We start from the raw sequence: 1557 nt of genomic DNA, 5'->3' as shown, positions 1-1557 counted from the left end.
CCGAAGTTTGACTCGGCACCCGAGCTAACCTGTTGAAGTGCCGGAAGATTTTCGAACCGAAGGGGTTGGCTACTGGGAACAGGCGGGGTCGATACCAAGCAGCGCAAAGGCTTTGCTCTGCAACGGTGTGGGACGGGTTGTGATGACGATCTTCGCCTGTGGATTGACCGGGGTGGAAGTGATGTTGTAGGTCAAGGTGGCGAGGTCCTGCAGCAGTGTATGCAGGCTATGCACTGGGAGGTCGTCGTCGGTACGGTGGCGCGCGGCTTTGGCGCTGGCGCCCTCGGAGCGCGGCGTCGGCATCACCGGATTGACACGCTGATCGCGCAGCACCGCCAGTTCCTCATCATCATGCAACAGCGGTTTGAGTGCCTCGCGTAGATGCCACTCGACGTAGTAGGCCAGCATGCACAGAAACACGTGGGCACGCACGCGTGACTCGCTGAAGTGATAGATCGGACGCACGTGCAGATCGACAGTCTTCATCGAGCGGAAGGCACGCTCGACCTGCGCCAGACTCTTGTAGGCGAGGACCGTCTGGGCATCGGAGAGCTGTTCGCTGGGCACGTTGGTGCGCAGTACATAGAGTCCATCAAGCGCGGCTTCGGCATCGATCTGCGCCTGCTTGCGCGTGAACGTAAAACTCGTCTCGGTGATGTCCAGCTCGAAGTGCTTGGCCATCCGGTAACGCTCGATCACGCGACCCACGCGCAGGCCAATCTTGTCCTGGCCGTGCAGGCGATTGCGGGCGCGCACGGTGGCCTGCGCAATCGCGGCCAGTTCCGCTTCGGTCGCCGCCAGCAATTCGGCGCGCTTTCTGGCGCGCTCCTCGGCCAACGCCGGATTGCGGCAGATCACCAGCCGCTCGCCCGGATAGCGCGCGCTGTCGAGTGCGATCAGGCCGTGCTCGTCGAACAGCGAAGGCTGCCAGGGGCCGCGGTCCTCGATCAGCTCAGCAATCTGTGGCGAGCGCAGCGCGGTGATCCAGCTCATGCCCGCCGGACGCAGCACCTGCTCGATCCGCGCGCTGGTGATCATGCCGCGATCACCCACCCACACCACCTGTGACAGGCCAAAGCGCTCCTTGAGCTTGTCGATCTGCGCGGCCAGCGTGGCCGGATCAGCGGTGTTGCCGGCAAACACTTCGACCGCTACCGGGCATCCATCCGCGCTGCACAGCAAGCCGAACACGATCTGCGGGTCGTCGCGTTTGCCGTCGCGCGAGTAGCCGTAGCGGGCGAGCGCGCAGTGCCGGCCGGTGACCCACGTCGAGGTGAGGTCATAGAGTACCAGCACGCCGTTGCCCAGATGCTGGCGCGCCAGGCTGCGCTCGATGCGCGGCTGCGCCTCACCGAGCCAGTCCAGCGCGGCGTAGAGCCGCTCGGCCTCAAACGCGCCGAGCCCCAGCACCTGCGACAGCGAATGGGTTGCAGACTCCGGCTGCAAGCTGCGCCAGGTGGCGAGCTTGGAGCCCGGCTCCAACACGCGCGCGACCACCATGGCGAGCACCAGCGAGCGCACCGGGCCGGGCGCCGGATCCAGCAGCTTCGCGAGACC

Annotated in this window: 1 protein-coding gene; it reads right to left on the bottom strand. The window is 65.4% G+C overall.

Translation table 11 applies throughout. From position 1 onward, the window contains the following. Window positions 1-69: 69 nt before the first annotated feature. Window positions 70-1557, bottom strand: a 1488-nt coding sequence (locus tag P0D89_RS52795) for an IS1634 family transposase (RefSeq protein WP_459252691.1), incomplete at its 5' end; no start/stop codon positions are given.

Origin of the sequence: Paraburkholderia sp. RL18-085-BIA-A, from assembly GCF_046027075.1 — a bacterium.
Taxonomy (GTDB): domain Bacteria; phylum Pseudomonadota; class Gammaproteobacteria; order Burkholderiales; family Burkholderiaceae; genus Paraburkholderia.
The sequence above is the reverse complement of the archived record's forward strand: the minus strand, read 5'-3'. Positions and strand labels throughout refer to the sequence as shown.